Origin of the sequence: Rhodococcus sp. OK611, assembly GCF_003050885.1 — a bacterium.
Classification (GTDB): Bacteria; Actinomycetota; Actinomycetes; order Mycobacteriales; family Mycobacteriaceae; genus Rhodococcus_G; species Rhodococcus_G oryzae.
Genome location: NZ_QAOZ01000022.1, coordinates 114561 through 131170 on the forward strand (window position 1 = coordinate 114561; position 16610 = coordinate 131170).

At 69.9% G+C, this 16610-nt stretch carries 21 protein-coding genes; 15 read left to right on the forward strand and 6 right to left on the reverse strand.

Annotation, left to right across the window (positions count from 1 at the left end; all coding sequences use genetic code 11):
• Nucleotides 1-162: 162 nt before the first annotated feature.
• A complete protein-coding gene (locus tag C8K38_RS24555; RefSeq protein WP_097213979.1) occupies nucleotides 163-1548 on the forward strand; it encodes a sigma 54-interacting transcriptional regulator in 1386 nt (461 codons plus the stop codon).
• Nucleotides 1545-3557: a vWA domain-containing protein gene (locus C8K38_RS24560; RefSeq protein WP_257017789.1), complete on the forward strand. Its 2013-nt coding sequence runs from the start codon at nucleotides 1545-1547 to the stop codon at nucleotides 3555-3557. Before C8K38_RS24555 ends, C8K38_RS24560 begins: the two co-directional genes overlap by 4 nt.
• Nucleotides 3558-3572: 15 nt before the next feature.
• Here the strand turns inward: C8K38_RS24560 and C8K38_RS24565 are convergent, their stop codons facing one another.
• Both C8K38_RS24565 and C8K38_RS24570 read right to left on the reverse strand, forming a co-directional pair.
• On the reverse strand, nucleotides 3573-4034 hold the full coding sequence (locus tag C8K38_RS24565; RefSeq protein ID WP_097213980.1) for a hypothetical protein: 462 nt from the start codon (nucleotides 4032-4034) through the stop codon (nucleotides 3573-3575).
• Nucleotides 4035-4091: 57 nt separating this feature from the next.
• Complete coding sequence (locus tag C8K38_RS24570; protein WP_097213981.1) at nucleotides 4092-5018, reverse strand: AEC family transporter; 927 nt, start codon at nucleotides 5016-5018, stop codon at nucleotides 4092-4094.
• Between the two features lie 122 nt (nucleotides 5019-5140).
• On the opposite strand from C8K38_RS24570, the gene C8K38_RS24575 reads away from it, so the two are divergent.
• Nucleotides 5141-5929, forward strand: coding sequence for an RsiV family protein (locus C8K38_RS24575; RefSeq protein ID WP_097213982.1), 789 nt, complete (start codon nucleotides 5141-5143; stop codon nucleotides 5927-5929).
• Nucleotides 5930-6059: 130 nt separating this feature from the next.
• On the opposite strand, the gene rpsR is transcribed toward C8K38_RS24575, so the two are convergent.
• From rpsR to rpmB, 4 genes are read right to left on the reverse strand one after another with little or no spacing between them, the layout of a single operon-like run.
• A complete protein-coding gene (gene rpsR, locus C8K38_RS24580) occupies nucleotides 6060-6323 on the reverse strand; it encodes a 30S ribosomal protein S18 (protein ID WP_027500792.1) in 264 nt (87 codons plus the stop codon).
• Nucleotides 6324-6343: 20 nt separating this feature from the next.
• Nucleotides 6344-6649, reverse strand: a complete 306-nt coding sequence (rpsN, locus tag C8K38_RS24585) for a 30S ribosomal protein S14 (protein ID WP_097213983.1) — start codon at nucleotides 6647-6649, stop codon at nucleotides 6344-6346.
• A 2-nt stretch (nucleotides 6650-6651) separates the two neighbouring features.
• Nucleotides 6652-6816, reverse strand: a complete 165-nt coding sequence (rpmG, locus tag C8K38_RS24590) for a 50S ribosomal protein L33 (protein ID WP_027500790.1) — start codon at nucleotides 6814-6816, stop codon at nucleotides 6652-6654.
• On the reverse strand, nucleotides 6816-7052 hold the full coding sequence (gene rpmB, locus C8K38_RS24595; protein ID WP_072751748.1) for a 50S ribosomal protein L28: 237 nt from the start codon (nucleotides 7050-7052) through the stop codon (nucleotides 6816-6818). Before rpmB ends, rpmG begins: the two co-directional genes overlap by 1 nt.
• 84 nt (nucleotides 7053-7136) lie before the next feature.
• On the opposite strand from rpmB, the gene mrf reads away from it, so the two are divergent.
• From mrf to C8K38_RS24655, 12 genes are all read left to right on the forward strand, one after another.
• Nucleotides 7137-8450: a ribosome hibernation factor-recruiting GTPase MRF gene (mrf, locus tag C8K38_RS24600; RefSeq protein ID WP_097213984.1), complete on the forward strand. Its 1314-nt coding sequence runs from the start codon at nucleotides 7137-7139 to the stop codon at nucleotides 8448-8450.
• Nucleotides 8447-8698, forward strand: coding sequence for a type B 50S ribosomal protein L31 (locus C8K38_RS24605; RefSeq protein WP_097213985.1), 252 nt, complete (start codon nucleotides 8447-8449; stop codon nucleotides 8696-8698). Before mrf ends, C8K38_RS24605 begins: the two co-directional genes overlap by 4 nt.
• A gap of 37 nt (nucleotides 8699-8735) precedes the next feature.
• Complete coding sequence (gene rpmF / locus C8K38_RS24610) at nucleotides 8736-8909, forward strand: 50S ribosomal protein L32 (RefSeq protein ID WP_097213986.1); 174 nt, start codon at nucleotides 8736-8738, stop codon at nucleotides 8907-8909.
• Nucleotides 8910-8978: 69 nt separating this feature from the next.
• Entirely contained in the window at nucleotides 8979-9590 is a 612-nt protein-coding gene (locus C8K38_RS24615; protein WP_097213987.1) for a trimeric intracellular cation channel family protein, read from the forward strand.
• Between the two features lie 72 nt (nucleotides 9591-9662).
• The gene (locus C8K38_RS24620; RefSeq protein WP_097214007.1) at nucleotides 9663-10349 is read left to right on the forward strand and encodes a response regulator transcription factor; all 687 of its coding nucleotides are present in this window, start codon (nucleotides 9663-9665) and stop codon (nucleotides 10347-10349) included.
• Nucleotides 10349-11836 carry a sensor histidine kinase gene (locus C8K38_RS24625; protein ID WP_097213988.1) on the forward strand — a complete coding sequence of 496 codons (1488 nt, stop codon included), beginning with the start codon at nucleotides 10349-10351 and terminating at the stop codon, nucleotides 11834-11836. The genes C8K38_RS24620 and C8K38_RS24625 overlap by 1 nt, the downstream gene beginning before the upstream one ends.
• A gap of 106 nt (nucleotides 11837-11942) precedes the next feature.
• Nucleotides 11943-13346 (forward strand): S1C family serine protease, encoded by a 1404-nt coding sequence (locus tag C8K38_RS24630; protein WP_097213989.1) that lies wholly within the window; start codon nucleotides 11943-11945, stop codon nucleotides 13344-13346.
• Nucleotides 13347-13456: 110 nt separating this feature from the next.
• Nucleotides 13457-13954 (forward strand): MogA/MoaB family molybdenum cofactor biosynthesis protein, encoded by a 498-nt coding sequence (locus C8K38_RS24635; RefSeq protein ID WP_037176160.1) that lies wholly within the window; start codon nucleotides 13457-13459, stop codon nucleotides 13952-13954.
• A gap of 2 nt (nucleotides 13955-13956) precedes the next feature.
• Nucleotides 13957-14136: a hypothetical protein gene (locus C8K38_RS27915; RefSeq protein ID WP_097214008.1), complete on the forward strand. Its 180-nt coding sequence runs from the start codon at nucleotides 13957-13959 to the stop codon at nucleotides 14134-14136.
• A gap of 441 nt (nucleotides 14137-14577) precedes the next feature.
• A complete protein-coding gene (locus tag C8K38_RS24645; RefSeq protein ID WP_077042645.1) occupies nucleotides 14578-15249 on the forward strand; it encodes an MspA family porin in 672 nt (223 codons plus the stop codon).
• Nucleotides 15250-15311: 62 nt separating this feature from the next.
• Nucleotides 15312-15989, forward strand: a complete 678-nt coding sequence (locus tag C8K38_RS24650) for an MspA family porin (RefSeq protein ID WP_097213990.1) — start codon at nucleotides 15312-15314, stop codon at nucleotides 15987-15989.
• 295 nt (nucleotides 15990-16284) lie between these two features.
• The coding region (locus C8K38_RS24655) for an MspA family porin (RefSeq protein ID WP_179800700.1) at nucleotides 16285-16610 on the forward strand (326 nt) is incomplete at its 3' end.

Here is a 16610-nt window from a genome sequence, read left to right on the forward strand (position 1 = left end):
CCGAGTGCAACCCGCACCCGCGGAAAACTACCCCTCGGTGTGCCGCGATGTCCGCGATCCGAGGTCTCGAATCGGCCACGCGGCACGCGGCGCGGTAGATGCCGATTTGGCCACACGCGTGCCGAATTCGCCGAACGCTCGTAGCGTGAAGTGGTGACTGCCATGGCCCCCGATGGTTTTCCGCGCACGGTCGGCGAACTTCGCGCGTCCGGACACGTGCTGCGACCGGTCCGGGACGAGATGCGAGAGAACCTGCTCGCGGCGCTGCGCGACGGCCGCGAGCCGTGGCCGGGGATCGTCGGTTTCGGCGACACGGTGCTGCCGCAGCTCGAGCGGGCCCTGATCGCCGGCCACGACGTCGTGCTGCTCGGCGAGCGTGGCCAGGGCAAGACCCGGCTGCTGCGGACCCTGCCGCTGCTGCTCGACGAGTGGACCCCGGTGATCGAGGGCTCGGAGCTGGGCGAGCACCCGTACGAGCCGATCACGCCCGCCTCGATCCGCCGCGCGGCCGCCATGGGGGACGAGCTGCCGGTGGCCTGGCGGCACCGCGACGAGCGCTACTCGGAGAAGCTCGCGACCCCGGACACCTCGGTGGCGGACCTGGTCGGCGACGTGGATCCGGTGAAGGTCGCCGAGGGCCGCAGCCTTGGCGACCCGGAGACCATCCACTTCGGGTTGGTCCCGCGCGCGCATCGCGGCATCGTCGGCATCAACGAGCTGCCCGACCTGGCCGAACGGATCCAGGTCTCGCTGCTGAACGTGATGGAGGAGCGCGACATCCAGGTGCGCGGATACACCCTGCGGCTGCCGCTGGACGTGGTCCTGGTGGCCAGCGCGAACCCGGAGGACTACACGAACCGCGGCCGCATCATCACCCCGCTGAAGGACCGCTTCGGCGCCGAGATCCGCACCCACTACCCGGCCGCGCTCGAGGACGAGATCGCGGTCATCGAGCAGGAGGCGCACCTGCGCGCCGAGGTGCCCGACCACCTCCTGGAGATCCTGGCCCGGTTCACCCGGCTGCTGCGCGAGTCCTCCTCCGTGGACCAGCGTTCGGGGGTGTCCGCCCGATTCGCGGTGGCAGGCGCCGAGACCGTCAGCGCGGCCGCGGTGCACCGCGGGGCGGTGCTCGGTGAGTCAGATCCGGTGGCGCGGCCGGTCGATCTGGGCACGGTGATCGAGGTGCTGCGCGGCAAGGTGGAGTTCGAGTCCGGCGAGGAGGGCCGCGAGTTGGACGTGCTCGAGCACCTGCTGCGCCGGGCGACCGCGGACACGGTGCGCGAGCGGCTCGGTGGCGTGGACCTGGCGCCCCTGGTGGCGGCGGTCGAGGCGGGCGGACCGGTGGTCACCGGCGACCGCGTTACCGCGAAGGACCTGCTCGGCGAGCTGCCCGAGATCGATGTGCTGGACGAGGTGGCCGAGCGCTTCGGTGCCGAGAGCACGGGGGCGCGGGCGTCCGCGGTGGAGCTGGCGTTGGAGGGGCTGTACCTGGCCCGCCGCATCGCGAAGTTCCCCGACGAAGACGGACAGCTGGTGTACAGCGGATGACCGGGCCGCCGCGGCCCGGTTCCCGGCGTCCCCGGTCAGGGGGCCGGGGTGATCCGCACCGGGCGCGGTACGGGCCGTACCAGGGTGGACCGGATCCGCTGCTCCCGCCGGTGGATCTCCGGGAGGCGCTGGAGGCGATCGGCAACGACGTGCTCGAGGGCGCGTCTCCCCGACGGGCGCTGCGGGAGCTGATGCGACGCGGCACCGCGGACACCCGCGGGCTCGACGACCTCGCGGCGCGGGCGAATCGGCGCAGGCGAGAGCTGTTGGAGCGCAATCATCTCGGTGGCACCCTCGACGAGGTCCGCGAGCTGTTGGAGCGTGCGCTGCTGGCCGAGCGCAAGGAGCTGGCGCGCGCGCTGGACGACGACGCCCGGTTCTCCGAACTGCAGCTCGACGAGCTGCCCTCGTCGACGGCCCAGGCCGTCCGGGACCTGTCGGAGTACCGCTGGCGCGACGCGTCGGCCCGCGAGGACTACGAGAAGATCCGCGAGCTGCTCGGGCGGGAGTTGCTCGATCAGCGGTTCGCGGGGATGAAGGAGGCCCTCGCCGGCGCGACCGACGAGGATCGTGACCGCATCGACGCGATGCTCCGCGACCTGAACGACCTGCTGGACAAGCACTCTCGCGGCGAGGACACCCAGTCCGACTTCGACGAGTTCATGGCGGAGCACGGCGACTACTTCCCGGAGAACCCGCGCAACACCGAGGAGCTGCTCGATTCGCTGGCGCGACGGGCCGCGGCTGCTCAGCGGCTGCGCAACTCGCTCACCACCGAGCAGCGTGCCGAGCTGGACGCGTTGGCGCAGCAGGCGTTCGGCAGCCCCAGCCTGATCGATCAGCTGGACCGCCTGGACGCGAACCTGCGGTCGGCTCGTCCCGGCGAGGACTGGGACGGCACCCAGCGCTTCCGCGGTGACGACGGGATGGGACTGGGGGAGGGGACGGGGGCCCTGGCGGACATTGCGGAGCTGGAGCAGCTCGCCGAGCAGCTCTCCCAGCAATACGCGGGCGCGCAGCTCGACGACATCGACCCGGAGGCCCTGGCCCGACAGCTCGGTGACGGCGCGGCGGCCGACGCCCGCACGCTGGCCGAGCTGGAGCAGGCGCTGCAGCGGCAGGGCTTCCTCGCCCGCGGGGCGGACGGCCAGTGGCGGCTCTCGCCGAAGGCCATGCGCGAGCTCGGGCAGTCGGCGTTTCGGGATGTGGCGCAGCGACTCTCGGGTCGGAGCGGCGAGCGCGACACCCAGCGGGCAGGCGCGACGGGGGAGCCGACGGGGGCCAGCCGGGGCTGGGAGTTCGGCGACACCGAGCCGTGGGACGTGACGCGGACGGTGACGAACGCGGTGCTCCGTGCGGCGCAGCAGGGGAATCCGCTGACTTCGGATCGGATTCAGCTGCAGGTCTCGGACGTCGAGATCGCCGAGACCGAGCAGCGCGTGCACGCCGCGGTCGCGCTGCTCGTCGACACCTCGTTCTCGATGGTGATGGACGGCAGGTGGGTGCCGATGAAGCGCACGGCCCTGGCGTTGAACCACCTGATCACCACGCGCTTTCGCGGCGACGACCTCCAGCTGATCGCGTTCGGCCGACTGGCGCAGCAGCTCACCCCGGCCGAGCTGGCGGGGCTCGACGGCGCCTGGGACCAGGGCACCAACCTCCACCACGCGTTGTTGCTCGCGGGCAGGCACCTACGGCGCAATCCGAACGCGCAACCGGTCGTCCTCATCGTCACGGATGGGGAACCGACGGCACACCTCGAACCGGACGGGCACGCCTTCTTCGACTATCCGCCGCACCCGAAGACGTTGGGGCTCACCGTCCGTGAGTTCGACAACCTCGCGCGGCTCGGCGCTGCGGTGACGATATTCCGGCTCGGCGACGATTCGGGACTGGCCAGGGTGGTCGACAAGATGGCGCAGCGGGTCGGCGGCCGGGTGGTGGCCCCGGACCTGGACGGGCTCGGTGCGGCGGTGGTCAGCGACTACATGCGCCTGCGTCGGCGCTGAACGGGTCGGTTGGCGCTAGCCGCTGATCACCTGTCGGTTGCCGAGAGGCGCGGCGAGCTGCACCTCGAGGGTGGCCTGCACCGCGATCATGACGCAGACCCGGTCCACCGCGTCCGCCCTGGTGCCGGTGCGCAACGCGATGGTGACGCCGGCGGCGGACTCGGTGACGGTGGCATCGGCGCCGTAGCACTCGGGGGCCCCGGCGGTGAAGTGCACGGCCACGCGGTCGCCTGCCTCGCCCACCACGGTGTAGGACTCGAAGGGGGTGGGGTGCGCATCGACGATGGTCGGGTCGGCCGTGAACATCATGCCGGGCTCGGCGTCGGGGTCGTTCACCGGCGCCGGCGCCGGGCTCGTCCCCTCGACGATCGGTGCCTGCGTGGTCACCGCGGGTGAGCTCGGGGCGGTTTCCGGGTCCGAGGAGGCGCAACCGGCCAGGGCCAGGCTCAGCAGGGCCGCGACGACGAGGGTGCGCATGAGCTCACCGTAACGCGCCGAGCGCGCTGGGCGGCCGTCCCCGCGAGTGTCGGCGGGTCAGGCCAGCGCCCAGGCGACGAGCGCGATGGCGGGGATAGAGGCCAGGGTGGTGACCAGGGCGGTGTCGCGGGCGAGCACCGTGCCGCGCTGGTAGCGGCTGGCGTAGACGAACACGTTCTGCGCGGTCGGCAGCGCGGAGACGACCACAACTGCGAACAGGTCGTGGCCGTCGAGGCCGAGCAGGAACCGGGCCATCAGGTAGGCCAACACCGGCTGGACCAGGATCTTGAACACCGAGGCGAGCGCGATCTCGCGGCGGGGACTGACGCCGCGTTGCAGCACGCGGACCCCGTACAGCGACAACCCGAAGGCCAGCAGCGCCCCGGGCACGGAGGCGCCGCCGATGAGCCGGAACGGCTGGATCAGCGATTCCGGCAGCGTCCAGCCGGCGATGGCAACCACGAGTCCGGCGATTCCGGCGACCACGATGGGGTTGAGGAACGGGGTGATGAGGGTGCCGCGGATCGAGGTGCCCTTGCGGGTGGTCGCCAGGTCGAGCGCGGTCAGCGCGATCGGGGAGTACACCACGATCTGGAACAGCAGCAGCGGTGCCACGAACGATGCGTCGCCGAGCACGAACACCGAGATCGGGATGCCCAGGTTGGCGGAGTTCACGTAGGAGGCGGCCAGCGCCCCGATCGTGGATTCGGGCAGGGGCCTGCGCAGCCAGCCGAGCGCGATCGCCAGGTACACGCCGCCGACCGCGAAGGCCGTGGCCGCGGCGACCGCGAGGGTGGGGGAGAAGACCGTCGCCAGGTCGGCGGTGGCGAGGGTGTCGAAGAGCAGCGCTGGGGTGGCGACGAAGAACACCAACCGCCCGAGCACGAATTCGCCGTGCTCGCCGAGCACCCGTGTCCGGCCGAGGATGTAGCCGATGGCGATGACGACGAAGATGACCGTGAAGCCCGCGAACACACCTGACACCCCGCGGACCTCCTCATAGAACCCGCAAGAGTCTAGTCGTCCGCCACGCGGAGAACTCCGGAGCGCCTCGCGGGACCGGCACTGGGCGCATCATGGATCCACCCGTCGAGAGGAGTGCACCCATGCGAGCGTCCCGCATCCTGCGCCGAGGAGCCGTGGCGCTCGTGCTCGTCGCCGGCCTTGCGGCCTGTTCCTCGGGCGGCGGTGGGACCGCGGTGCCCGAGCCGTCAGCGGTGCAGTCGTCCGCGCCGGCGGTGACGTCGGAGGTGACGCCCTCCACGGCCGACGGTCCGCAGGCCTCCGGGCCGTACATCGCGACCACCAGCCGGTCGACCGGCGACACCGGGCGCGTTCGTTACGACGTCACGCTCCCGCGGATCGAGGGCGGCAATCCCGCGGTGGCCGCCGAGTTCAACGAGTCCGTCGCGGCGGCCTTGCAGGACCAGATCGACGGCCCCGGCGATGAACGGTTCACGTTGGAGGGCCGGGAGGCGTTCGCCCGGATCGGGGGTCGGGTGGTCAGCGGCCTGCTGGTGACCTCGTGGAATGCCAACCCGCCCGGGGCGCACCCCACCCCGCTGGTCGCCACGGTGGTGGTGGGCGTCGACGATGCTCAGCCGATCACGCTGGCGGCGTTGTTTCCCGACCTGCAGGCCGGGCTGAACCGGCTCTCCGAGGAGTCCGCTCGGTTGCTGCCCGCCACCGCGGCCGGTGAGGAATTCGAGCGCGAGGGGATCGCGCCAACCGAGCTCAACTTCGCGAACTGGCTGCCGACGCCCGCCGGGATGGAGGTCCACTTCTCGGACTACCAGGTGGGTCCGCACGCGATCGGGCTGGTGGTGATCACGGTGCCGTGGGACCGCCTGGCCGATGTCGTCGACCCCGCGCTGCTCGACGTGGTCCGCAGCTGACCGCCGAGTGTGCAGTTGTCGGGGCAAATGCCGGGAGGGAGCGTGGGTAGCTGCACACTCGGCGAGGCGCCCGGGAACGCAGAAGGCCGCGCAGTCCTTGCGGACTGCGCGGCCTCGGCTTCTGCGCTGACTACCGGCTGGTGCTGGTGAACGGCAGCAGGGCCATCTCGCGGGCGTTCTTCACCGCGACGGCAACCTGACGCTGCTGCTGCGGGGTCAGGCCCGTGACGCGACGGCTACGGATCTTGCCGCGGTCGGAGATGAACGTGCGGAGCAGGTTCACGTCCTTGTAGTCGACGTGCGTGATCTTCGCCGCGAAAAGCGGGTTCTTCTTGGGCTTGCGGCCCGCGTCAGCGCCGCGCGGCTTCTTGGACGGGGCTCTCTTGACTGCCATTGCTTCCCTTACGGCTCGAATTACCAGCTGGACTTGCGGACGCCTGGCAGTTCCCCACGATGGGCCATCTCGCGCACACGCACACGAGACAGGCCGAATTTCCGTAGGTGACCTCGCGGACGTCCGTCCGCAGCGTCACGATTTCGCAATCGTACCGGACTCGCATCGCGCGGCAGACGCTGCAGGGCGGTGCGGGCGCTCCCACGCTCCTCGTCGCTGCTCGACGGCCGCCGGATGATCTCCTTCAGTTCGGCCCGGCGCTCGGCGAACCGGGCGACCACGAGCTTGCGCTGCTCGTTCTTGGCGATCTTGGACTTCTTGGCCATGCCTAGCGCTCTTCCCTGAAATCGACGTGCCTGCGGACCACCGGGTCGTACTTGCGGAGCACCATCCGGTCCGGGTCGTTGCGGCGGTTCTTGCGGGTGACGTAGGTGTACCCGGTGCCGGCGGTGGACTTGAGCTTCACGATCGGACGGATCTCGTTGCGCGCCATCAGACCTTTTCTCCCCGTGCGCGGATCCGGGCAACGACGGCCTCGATGCCGTCCCGGTCGATGGTCTTGATGCCCTTCGCGGACACGGTGAGCGTGATGCGTCGGCCCTCGCCGGCCAGGTAGTAGGTCTTCTTCTGGATGTTCGGGTCCCACCGGCGGTTGGTCCGCGTGTGGGAGTGGGACACGGATTTACCGAATCCCGGTTTGCGTCCGGTCACCTGGCAGTGCGCCGACATGGTGTTCCTCCTGAGCCCTCTCGCATAGAGATGACAATCATTTTCGACAACAGCGTGAGTTCACTGTAGCGTTGCTATCAGCTAATGACAATCGTTATCGAAAGAGGTGTTGAGGTGAGTGATCCGCGGACGCCGCTGGTTCTGGTGTCGGGGTGGACGGACGCCGTCGGCGCCACCGCGCGGGCCCTACTCGGCGACGGAACCGTGCTGGTGCATCACGACCTCGGGCACCTGGGGGAGGGCGTCCTGCGCCGCACGGTCACCGGGACCGACGGCATCGTGCGGACCCACATTCTCGAGCTCGCCCACGGCTGCGTCTCCTGCACGCTCCGCGAGGACCTGCTGCCCTTGCTGCGCCGCCTGCACGCGCGCAGCTCGGTCCGGCGGATCGTGCTGCACCTGGACCGGGCGCTCGAACCCGAGGCGCTGTGCTGGGCGATCGAGCACGTCGCGGTCGCGGGAGTGGTCGGGCAGATCGACGGTCCGGCATCGCGCGACGTGCGGGTCGAGGCCGTCGTCACCTGCATCGACGCCGCGACCTGGCTCGACGACGCGACCGGCGACGACGGGTTGGACGATCGGGGACTGACGGCGGGCGGCGACGACGAGCGCACGGTCGCGCAGCTGGTCGTCGGGCAGGTCGACTACGCCGACGCCCTCGTGGTCTCCGGTCGCGCGGCCGACGGCTGGGCGCAGGCGAAGCTGCACGCGGTGCTGACCCGGCTGGCGCCGTCGGCGCCGATCGACTGGGTGGCCGAGGGCGGCGCGGTCGAGGCCGAGCGGCTGCTAGCGCGGATTCCCGCGGGCGCCAGGCGAGGCGAGGTCGGCGATGCACACTCGGCCCTGCTGCGTGGGCAACCGCCGCTCGACGAGGACTGTGGCGTCTCGATCATCGAGTTCACCGCCGATCGTCCCTTCCATCCGGAGCGCCTGCACGAGGCCGTCGACGTGCTGCTGGACGGCGTGGTCACCGCGCGCGGCCGACTGTGGTTGGCCACCCAGCCCGAGCACGTGTGCTGGCTCGAATCCGCGGGCGGCGGGCTGCGGGTCGCCGCCGCCGGACGCTGGCTCGCGGCGATGACCGCGGCGGAGCAGGAGTCGGTGTCGACCGCACGCCGGGCCATGGCGGCGCTGCGCTGGGACGAGCGGTTCGGCGACCGCGACACCTCGCTGATCGTGCTCGTGCACGCCGCGGACCCGGACCACATCGACCGGACCCTGCGGTGGGCCCTTGTCACCGACGAGGAACTGCGGCACGAGTCCGACTGGGGGAACTGGCCGGACCCGTTCGGGGAATGGCACGAGGACCCCTGCGGGGACGGGGACACCGACGGCGGGCCAGGACAGCAGGCAATCGACTCGCTACCCGGCGAGACCAACAGAGAGGATCGCGCATGAAGAACGGCATCCACCCCGACTACCACCCGGTGGTCTTCCAGGACTCGGCCACGGGGTCGACCTTCCTGACCAGGTCCACCGTCGTCAGCGACCGCAGCATCGACTGGGAGGACGGCAACCGCTACCCCCTCGTCGTGGTCGACGTGACCAACGAGTCGCACCCGTTCTGGACCGGAGCCGCCCGGCTGATGGACACCGCGGGCCGCGTCGAGAAGTTCGAGCGCCGATACGGCAAGCGCGCTCGCTGACGGCCTCACCTGACACAACAGAAGGAGCGAACAGGAAATGGCAGTCCCGAAGCGACGCATGTCGCGCTCGAACACCCGCAACCGCCGAGCCCAGTGGAAGGCCACCGCACCGGACCTGGTCGAGGTGACCGTCGGTGGGGTGTCCCACCGGGTGCCGCGGCGACTGGTCCGTGCGGTGCGGCTCGGAGTCTACGAACCCGGCGCGCGCTGACCCGATGGCCGTCGGCCGGTCCCGGACCGGCTGACGGCTGACCGCCCGCCGCCGTGGCACCCTGGACCGGTGCTGCTCAAGGTGCTGGAGTTGATCGGCGTCGTGGCGTTCGCCGCCTCCGGCGCCCTCGTCGGTGTCAGCAAGCGCCTCGACATCTTCGGGGTCTGTCTGCTCGGGGTGTTCACCGCCATCGGCGGCGGTGTCATCCGCGACGTGCTCCTCGGCATCCACCCGCCGACCGCGCTGAACACCTGGCCGAACTTCACCACCGCGTTGGTCACGTCCGTGATCGTGTTCTTCCTGCACCCGGCGGTCTCGAAACTGCGCCGCGAGATCCTGGTGCTCGACGCCATCGGCATGGGGCTGTTCGCCAGCAGCGGCGCGGTCATCGCGCTCGCCGTGGGCGCCAGCAATCAGGCCGCGTGCCTGATCGGGGCGACCACCGCGATCGGCGGCGGCGTGCTGCGCGACATGCTCGTCAACGAGATGCCGCTGCTGCTGCACCGCGATCTGTACGCGGTGCCCGCGCTGATCGGGTCCACCGTCACGGTGGCGTGCCTGGAGTTCGGGCTCACGCCGAACCTCGGGCTCGTGGTGGGCACGGTGTCGGCCTCGACGGTACGACTGCTCGCGCTGTGGCGGCACTGGAACCTGCCCGGCCCCCGGGTGTCCGAGAGCTGAGGGGTCACAATTGACCGCCGCCGCTCAGACCCCTCTCAGCGTGATCTCAGTTCGTGGGGTCAAACTGTGACCATGCGCATCCTGGTGGTCGACGACGACCGTGCCGTGCGGGAATCCCTCCGCCGATCCCTGACCTTCAACAGCTACACCGTCGACCTCGCCGTCGACGGCGTCGACGCGCTCGAGAAGGTCGCGGCGGCGCGACCCGACGCGCTGGTGCTGGACGTGATGATGCCGCGCCTCGACGGGCTCGAGGTGTGCCGGCGGCTGCGCAGCACGGGTGACGACCTGCCGATCCTCGTTCTGACGGCGCGGGACTCGGTGTCGGAGCGCGTCGCGGGCCTCGACGCGGGTGCAGACGACTACCTGCCCAAGCCATTCGCGCTCGAGGAGTTGCTCGCCCGGCTGCGCGCGCTGCTGCGCCGTGCCACGCCCGACGTGGGGGCCGAATCGGAGGCGATGACCTTCGAGGACCTCACCCTCGACCCGGTCACCCGCGAGGTCACCAGGGCGGGCCGCTCGATCAGCCTCACTCGCACCGAGTTCTCACTGCTCGAGATGTTGATGGCGAACCCGCGCCGGGTGCTCACCCGCAGCCGCATCCTCGAGGAGGTATGGGGCTACGACTTCCCGACCTCGGGCAACGCACTGGAGGTGTATGTGGGTTATCTGCGGCGAAAGACCGAGGCGGAGGGGGAATCCCGCCTCATCCACACCGTGCGCGGTGTGGGCTACGTGCTCCGGGAGACGCCCCCGTGATGGTTGCCCCCTTCGGTCGGAACGGCACGGCCACGAACGGCACCGGCGTCAACGGCGAGCAGGCACCGATGCCCGAGATGCGGCCACCGATGCCGCTGACGCGGTCGGTGTCGCTGCGCTGGCGCGTCACCCTGCTCGCGGCCTCGGTGGTGGCGATCGCGGTCGCGGTCATGGCCATCGCCGCGTACGCGGTGGTCTCCCGCGCGCTCTACGCCGAGGTCGACTCGCAGCTGCGTACCCGCTCGGCCACCCTCATCGACAACAACCTCGACGCGATGGACTTCCGGTACATCTCGCTGGCCACCTTCTACTCGGACGACATCAGCGTCGCGCTGATCTTCCCGGACCAGAACGTGTACATGCCGCCCGGCTCCAACGCGCCGATCGGGAACGCCGAGATGTCGGTGGCCAAGGGCGAACACGACAGCTCGCTGCGCACCGTCGACGGCCAGCGCGTGCTCACCCAGCGGACGAATCTCGGCAGCACCCTGGTGATCGCGCAACGCCTGGCCACGACGGGGGAGGTGCTCGATCGGCTCGCGTGGGTGCTGTTCACCGTCGGCGGTTGCGGAGTCGGACTCGCCGCCCTGGCCGGGATGGCAGTGGGACGAACAGGATTACGACCGATCGCGCGTCTCACCGCGGCCGCCGAGCGGGTCGCCAAAACCGACGACCTCACCCCGATCCCGGTCACCGGCAACGACGAGTTGGCGCGGCTGACCGTGTCGTTCAACACGATGCTGCGGGCGCTCGCCGAGTCGCGAGACCGGCAGAGCCGGCTGGTCGCGGACGCGGGCCACGAACTGCGTACACCTCTGACCTCGCTCCGCACCAACATGGAATTGCTCATCGCGGCGGGACGCCCTGGGGCGCCGCAGATTCCGGATGAGGACATGGCGGAACTGCGCGAGGACGTGGTCGCGCAGATCGAGGAGCTCTCCACCCTGGTGGGCGATCTCGTCGATCTGGCCCGGGAGGATGCGCCCGAGACCGTGCACGAGCGGATCGATCTCAGCGACACCGTGGAACGCTCGCTCGAACGGGTCCGTAGGCGGCGCAACGAGGTCGACTTCGAGGCACACACGACGCCGTGGTTCGTCTACGGCGACGGTGCAGGCCTCGCGAGGGCCGTGCTGAACGTGCTCGACAACGCGGCCAAGTGGAGTCCGCCCGGCCAGGCAGTCCAGGTCCGGATGCAGCAGCTCGACGGCGGCCACCTCGCGTTGACCGTCGCCGACGCGGGCCCCGGCATCCCGGAGGAGGACCGACAGCTGGTGTTCGAGCGGTTCCACCGGTCGACCGCCGCCCGGTCGATGCCCGGATCCGGGCTGGGGCTGGCCATCGTCCGGCAGGTCGTGGTCAAGCACGGCGGCACCGTCGAGGCGGGCCCGTCCGAGCTCGGGGGCGCGCTCATCACAATCGTGCTGCCGGGAGAGTCCGAGTTCGTGCCGGGCGGACAGGCGACAGGAAGGGTCTCGGCAAACTGACAGCCTGATCTCAGCGCCCTCTCAGACCGCTCGTGCAGAGTCGTGAGTAACGAGATCGAACACAGTGCGCCGAGGGCGCGCAGGGGAGAAACGGATACCAAACGCGATGACCGACGACCGCAGCAGTCAGCCGAACCAGCCGCAGCCGGGCCATGAGCCGGCGCAGCCCAGCCACCAGTCGACCCCGCCGACCGTCGGAATGCCGCAGGCGGGCCACGAGCAGGCGTCGGCCGAGCCGACCGCGGCGTACCCGCAGTACCAGCAGCCCTATCAGCAGCAGGGGTACGCGCAGGCGCCGTATGGCGCCTACCGGCCGACCGAGCAGTACCCGACCGCGGGGGCAGGCGCCACCGCCCCGACCGCGGACGCGGCCACCGCTCTCGGTGCGTCCACGACCACCAAGCCCCGGCCCTCCCGCGTCGCCCTCGCCACCGGTGCGATCGCGCTGGCCCTGGTCAGCGGCGGTATCGGCGGCCTCGCGGGCGCCTGGGCCGCGGGCGACAGCTCCGGGCCGGTCACGAACTCGCTGAACGCCCCGCAGGCCAACGCCAAGCCGGCGGCGAACGCGCCCGCGGGCTCCGTGCAGGCGGTGGCGCAGAAGGTGCTGCCGAGCGTGGTGCAGATCCAGGTCGCGGGCAGGCAGGCCGAGGGCGAGGGCTCGGGCGTCATCCTGTCCTCGGACGGGCTGATCCTGACCAACAATCACGTCGCGGCGGGCGCAGGGCCGGACGGCAAGATCATGGTCGCGTTCTCCGATGGATCCACCGCCTCCGCCAAGCTGGTCGGCACGGACCCGATGTCGGACCTCGCGGTGATCAAGGTCGACGGCAAGAACGACCTGACCCCGATCGAGCTGGGCAACTCCGCCGACCTCCAGGTCGGTCAGGGCGTCGTGGCGATCGGCTCGCCGCTCGGTTTGGCCGGCACCGTCACCAGCGGCATCATCTCCTCGCTGAACCGGCCGGTGTCCACCAGCGGGGAGGCCGCGAACCAGAGCACGGTCATCGACGCCATCCAGACCGACGCGGCGATCAACCCCGGCAACTCCGGTGGGGCGCTCGTCGACATGGAGGGCAAGCTGATCGGCATCAACACGGCGATCGCCACCCTCGGCGGCGCCCAGGCGGGCGGCCAGCAGGGCGGCTCGATCGGCCTCGGATTCGCGATCCCGGTCGACCAGGCCCGGCGCATCGCCGACGAGCTGAGCAAGACCGGCAAGGCCTCGCAGGCGATCATCGGCGTCACGGTTCCCTCCAAGGATGATTCGCACGGGGCAGGCGTCAAGGACGTCTCGCCCGGTGGTCCCGCCGAGCAGGCCGGGATCCCAGGGGGCGCGGTGATCACCCGGGTCGACGATCGAGTCATCGACAGCGGTGACGCCCTGATCGCGGCGGTCCGCTCGCACGCGCCGGGGGACAAGGTGAAGATCACCTACACCGACGCCAAGGGACTCGGCGAAAAGACCGTCGAGGTCACCCTCGGCACCGCGCCGACGCAGGGCGGTCGCTGATGTACCCGACGAACGGCCGTGCCGACAGGCACGGCCGTTCGTCCGTCGCGGTCCGGCGGATTCACGGGCGGTCGGGGCCGGCCGTGGTGCCGGGCACTACCGTAGGAGTCATGGACATCGAAGCCACACTTGCCGGGCGGGCCCTCGTCGTGATCGTCGACGACCGCGCTGCCCACGGTGCAGAGGTCGACGCGATCGGACCGCTGGTCACGGAACTGCTCGGAGAGGCGGGCTTCCTCGTCGACGCGACCGTCGCGGTGTCGGCGGACGAGGTGGAGATCCGCAACGCACTCAACACCGCGGTGATCGGTGGTGTGGATCTGGTCATCTCCGTTGGCGGAACCGGGGTCTCGCCCCGCGACGTCACCCCGGACGCCACCGCGGCGGTGCTCGACCGTGAGATCCCGGGCATCAGCGAGGCGCTGCGCTCGTCGGGCCTGGCGGCGGGAGCGCTCGACGCCGGGCTGTCCAGGGGACTCGTCGGGGTCTCCGGCAGTACCCTCGTGGTGAACCTGGCATCGTCCCGAGCGGCCATCCGCGACGGGATGGCCACACTCAGCCCGCTCGCCGGTCACGTGATCGGGGAGCTCTCCGGGATAGAGGACTAGTCATCGCCGACCGCGCCGAGAACGCACCCAGCCGGGACCCGATCGATCGGGCCCGGCTGGCGCGCGTTTTCGGCGATGTCCTGCCCGAGACCACCCGGGACGAACGTTCCGAGGGCTCGGCCGATGACTCCTCGTCGGCCGACGATTGGCTGCGGCGACAGGTTCCCCCGCACCACGGCTGATCCCGTTTTGTCCGATTGCGAAAATCGGCCGAGGAAGCCGCGACATTGACGGCGATGAAACGCCGGGTGAACACCTTCCCCCGCGAAATTGTCAACCCTTCCGTCGCACGTTTCGCCGAATGGCGAAACACAACCTTGACGAAGTGGTGCGGCTCACCGGGTTCTGCGGTTCTCCAAACGTTGCCATGCTGGTCAGGCGTGGTTAACCTCCTCCGCGAGTCAGTACAGGAACAGGGTCGGCGGAGCTCAGAAATGCGCGTCTGCCGGGAGCTTTTCCCCCGAATTCGGGGGAAATATCTCCGGCGAATCTCAGCCCCGCATTGATCACCTCGAGTTCACCTCGTGGTCACCATTGTTGGCAATACTTCGCCGGGCCGTATGGACCACTCATCAGCCTCGGCGGTCGAGGTTGAGAAGTAGCAGAACCTTTGAGGGGAACGAATGAGCGAGAACCGCAAGTCCGGCCTGCGCCGTGGCGCCCGCATCGCAGGCGCAGGCGCCGCTGCGGCGGTGGCGATCGGCCTGATGTCCACCGGTGCGGCGCAGGCCGACACCCTGGTGCCGCTGCCCGACGGGCAGAAGGCCGGACCGGGAGCGGTCGTCTCCCGCACCGGCGAGAGCGCCCTGATCTCCCCGTCGCTGGCCGCCAATGGCGCCGGCCGCACCGCGTGGGTCTCGGGCACCGTCACGGCGGACGTCAAGGGCATCACCAAGGAAGGCGAGGTGGGGCCGTTCAACGGTGCCACCAACGACAAGGGCACCAACAACTCCTCGACGCACGGCGTCTCGCGGATCAGCACCGGCTACATCGTCGGGTGCCAGGTCGACATCACCGGCCTCGGCGGCTCCATCGGCGCAGGCATCGACCTCTCCGGTCCCTCGATCTCCGGTTCGCTGACCGTCCCGGTCTCGGCCGGCCAGGTCAAGTTCGTGAATGTCGCGGGCAAGGACATCAAGAAGAACGGCAAGTACTCCGTCCAGTACCAGGACACCCAGCTCGAGATCCAGAACTGCGGCGGCTTCGCCCAGGCTCGTTCTTACACGGTGGTCGAGATCGTCGGCGACAACTACTCCAAGACCACCCTGTACGGCCAGCCGTTCAGCATCGGCTGACCTGACCTTCTTCGCCCACACACTTTCTCGCATTCGCGAACCCAGACCCTCAGAGGGGAACAATGAACGCCAGTAAGAACGGCCTGCGCCGCGGGCTGCAGACCGCCGCCGTCGGTGCCACCGCCGCGATCGCCCTCGGCTTCCTGTCCGCAGGCGCGGCAAACGCCGACACCTTCGTCCCGCTGCCCGACGGCTCGATCACCGAGACCCTCGTCGACGGCACCGTCGTCACCGTTACCCGCACCGGCGAGTCCGCCAACATCTCCCCGGCGATGGGATCGACCCCGCTGCACCGCAACGTGTGGGTCTCCGGCTCCACCAAGGTCGAACTCTCCGGCGCCAACGCCGACGGCGGCAAGATCGAGCCCGGCTACGTGGTGGCCTGCCAGCTGACCCTCGGCGGCAAGGGCGGCGCCGACACCGGCATGTCCTCGAACTGGGAGGGCGAGAGCGTCAAGCAGACCGCCAAGAGCGCGGGCAACCTGTCCATCGCCCCCGGCCAGGCCAAGAACGTCAAACTCCTCGACCTGGAGAAGGCCGACGACTTCGGCGGCGAGTCGCACTCCGGCGCCAACAGCTTCAAGGGCAAGAGCGGCAGCGTCACCTGGGCCGACTCCACCCTCGGCGTCGAGGGCTGCGCCGGCTACGCGCAGGCCCGCTCGTACGTGAAGGTCACCGCCAACACCAAGAACGTCAGCAGCACCATCACCCTGTGGGGACAGCCGTTCAGCCTCGGCTGATCTCAGGCCCAACGAACCATCGGTGAGATGAATCACAAAACAGTCAAGGCCCAATCACGAACGGGATGCGACCTAATCACGCTCGTGTGATCGGCCGGCAGAAGCCGGGGACGAAACGGACATTTCCGTCGTCTCCGGCTTTTTGCTGTTACCTGGGTCACCCCCTCAGTTAATGATGTGTAAAAGTGAGGTTTCCGATCTATTCGTGGGGTGTTCAACCATTTAGCTTTGCGGGGCAACCGTGCTCACCGCCTGGTCAGGCGAGAGGTGAGCGCTAGACCTGTGAGGGGATTCAATGAGCGAGATCCGTAAGCGCGGCATCCGTATTGCTGGCGTCGGTGCTGCCGCGGCCGTGGCGATCGGCCTGATGTCGACCGGTGCGGCGCATGCCGACACGTTTGTGCCGCTGCCGGACGGGCAGAAGGCCGGGCCGGGTGCGGTCGTCGGGCGTACCGGCGAGAGTGTCCTGATCTCGCCGTCGCTGGCCGCCAATGGTGCCGGCCGCACCGCGTGGGTCTCGGGCACTGTGACCGCCGATGTCACCGGTGTCTCCGGTGAGGGCGAGGCGGGTCCGTGGAACGGTGCGACCAACGACAAGGGCACCAACAACTCGTCCACGCA

Excerpts from the sequence above, each read along its gene's own strand:
- rpmF (WP_097213986.1), top strand. The coding sequence starts at position 8,736 with ATGGCAGTCCCGAAGCGACGCATGTCGCGCTCGAACACCCGCAACCGC.
- rpsN (WP_097213983.1), bottom strand. The coding sequence starts at position 6,649 with ATGGCCAAGAAGTCCAAGATCGCCAAGAACGAGCAGCGCAAGCTCGTG.
- C8K38_RS24575 (WP_097213982.1), top strand. The coding sequence starts at position 5,141 with ATGCGAGCGTCCCGCATCCTGCGCCGAGGAGCCGTGGCGCTCGTGCTC.
- C8K38_RS24625 (WP_097213988.1), top strand. The coding sequence starts at position 10,349 with ATGGTTGCCCCCTTCGGTCGGAACGGCACGGCCACGAACGGCACCGGC.
- C8K38_RS24635 (WP_037176160.1), top strand. The coding sequence starts at position 13,457 with ATGGACATCGAAGCCACACTTGCCGGGCGGGCCCTCGTCGTGATCGTC.
- C8K38_RS24605 (WP_097213985.1), top strand. The coding sequence starts at position 8,447 with ATGAAGAACGGCATCCACCCCGACTACCACCCGGTGGTCTTCCAGGAC.
- C8K38_RS24630 (WP_097213989.1), top strand. The coding sequence starts at position 11,943 with ATGACCGACGACCGCAGCAGTCAGCCGAACCAGCCGCAGCCGGGCCAT.
- rpmB (WP_072751748.1), bottom strand. The coding sequence starts at position 7,052 with ATGTCGGCGCACTGCCAGGTGACCGGACGCAAACCGGGATTCGGTAAA.
- C8K38_RS24645 (WP_077042645.1), top strand. The coding sequence starts at position 14,578 with ATGAGCGAGAACCGCAAGTCCGGCCTGCGCCGTGGCGCCCGCATCGCA.
- C8K38_RS24650 (WP_097213990.1), top strand. The coding sequence starts at position 15,312 with ATGAACGCCAGTAAGAACGGCCTGCGCCGCGGGCTGCAGACCGCCGCC.
- rpmG (WP_027500790.1), bottom strand. The coding sequence starts at position 6,816 with ATGGCGCGCAACGAGATCCGTCCGATCGTGAAGCTCAAGTCCACCGCC.
- C8K38_RS24565 (WP_097213980.1), bottom strand. The coding sequence starts at position 4,034 with ATGCGCACCCTCGTCGTCGCGGCCCTGCTGAGCCTGGCCCTGGCCGGT.
- rpsR (WP_027500792.1), bottom strand. The coding sequence starts at position 6,323 with ATGGCAGTCAAGAGAGCCCCGTCCAAGAAGCCGCGCGGCGCTGACGCG.
- C8K38_RS24560 (WP_257017789.1), top strand. The coding sequence starts at position 1,545 with ATGACCGGGCCGCCGCGGCCCGGTTCCCGGCGTCCCCGGTCAGGGGGC.
- mrf (WP_097213984.1), top strand. The coding sequence starts at position 7,137 with ATGACAATCGTTATCGAAAGAGGTGTTGAGGTGAGTGATCCGCGGACG.
- C8K38_RS24620 (WP_097214007.1), top strand. The coding sequence starts at position 9,663 with ATGCGCATCCTGGTGGTCGACGACGACCGTGCCGTGCGGGAATCCCTC.
- C8K38_RS24555 (WP_097213979.1), top strand. The coding sequence starts at position 163 with ATGGCCCCCGATGGTTTTCCGCGCACGGTCGGCGAACTTCGCGCGTCC.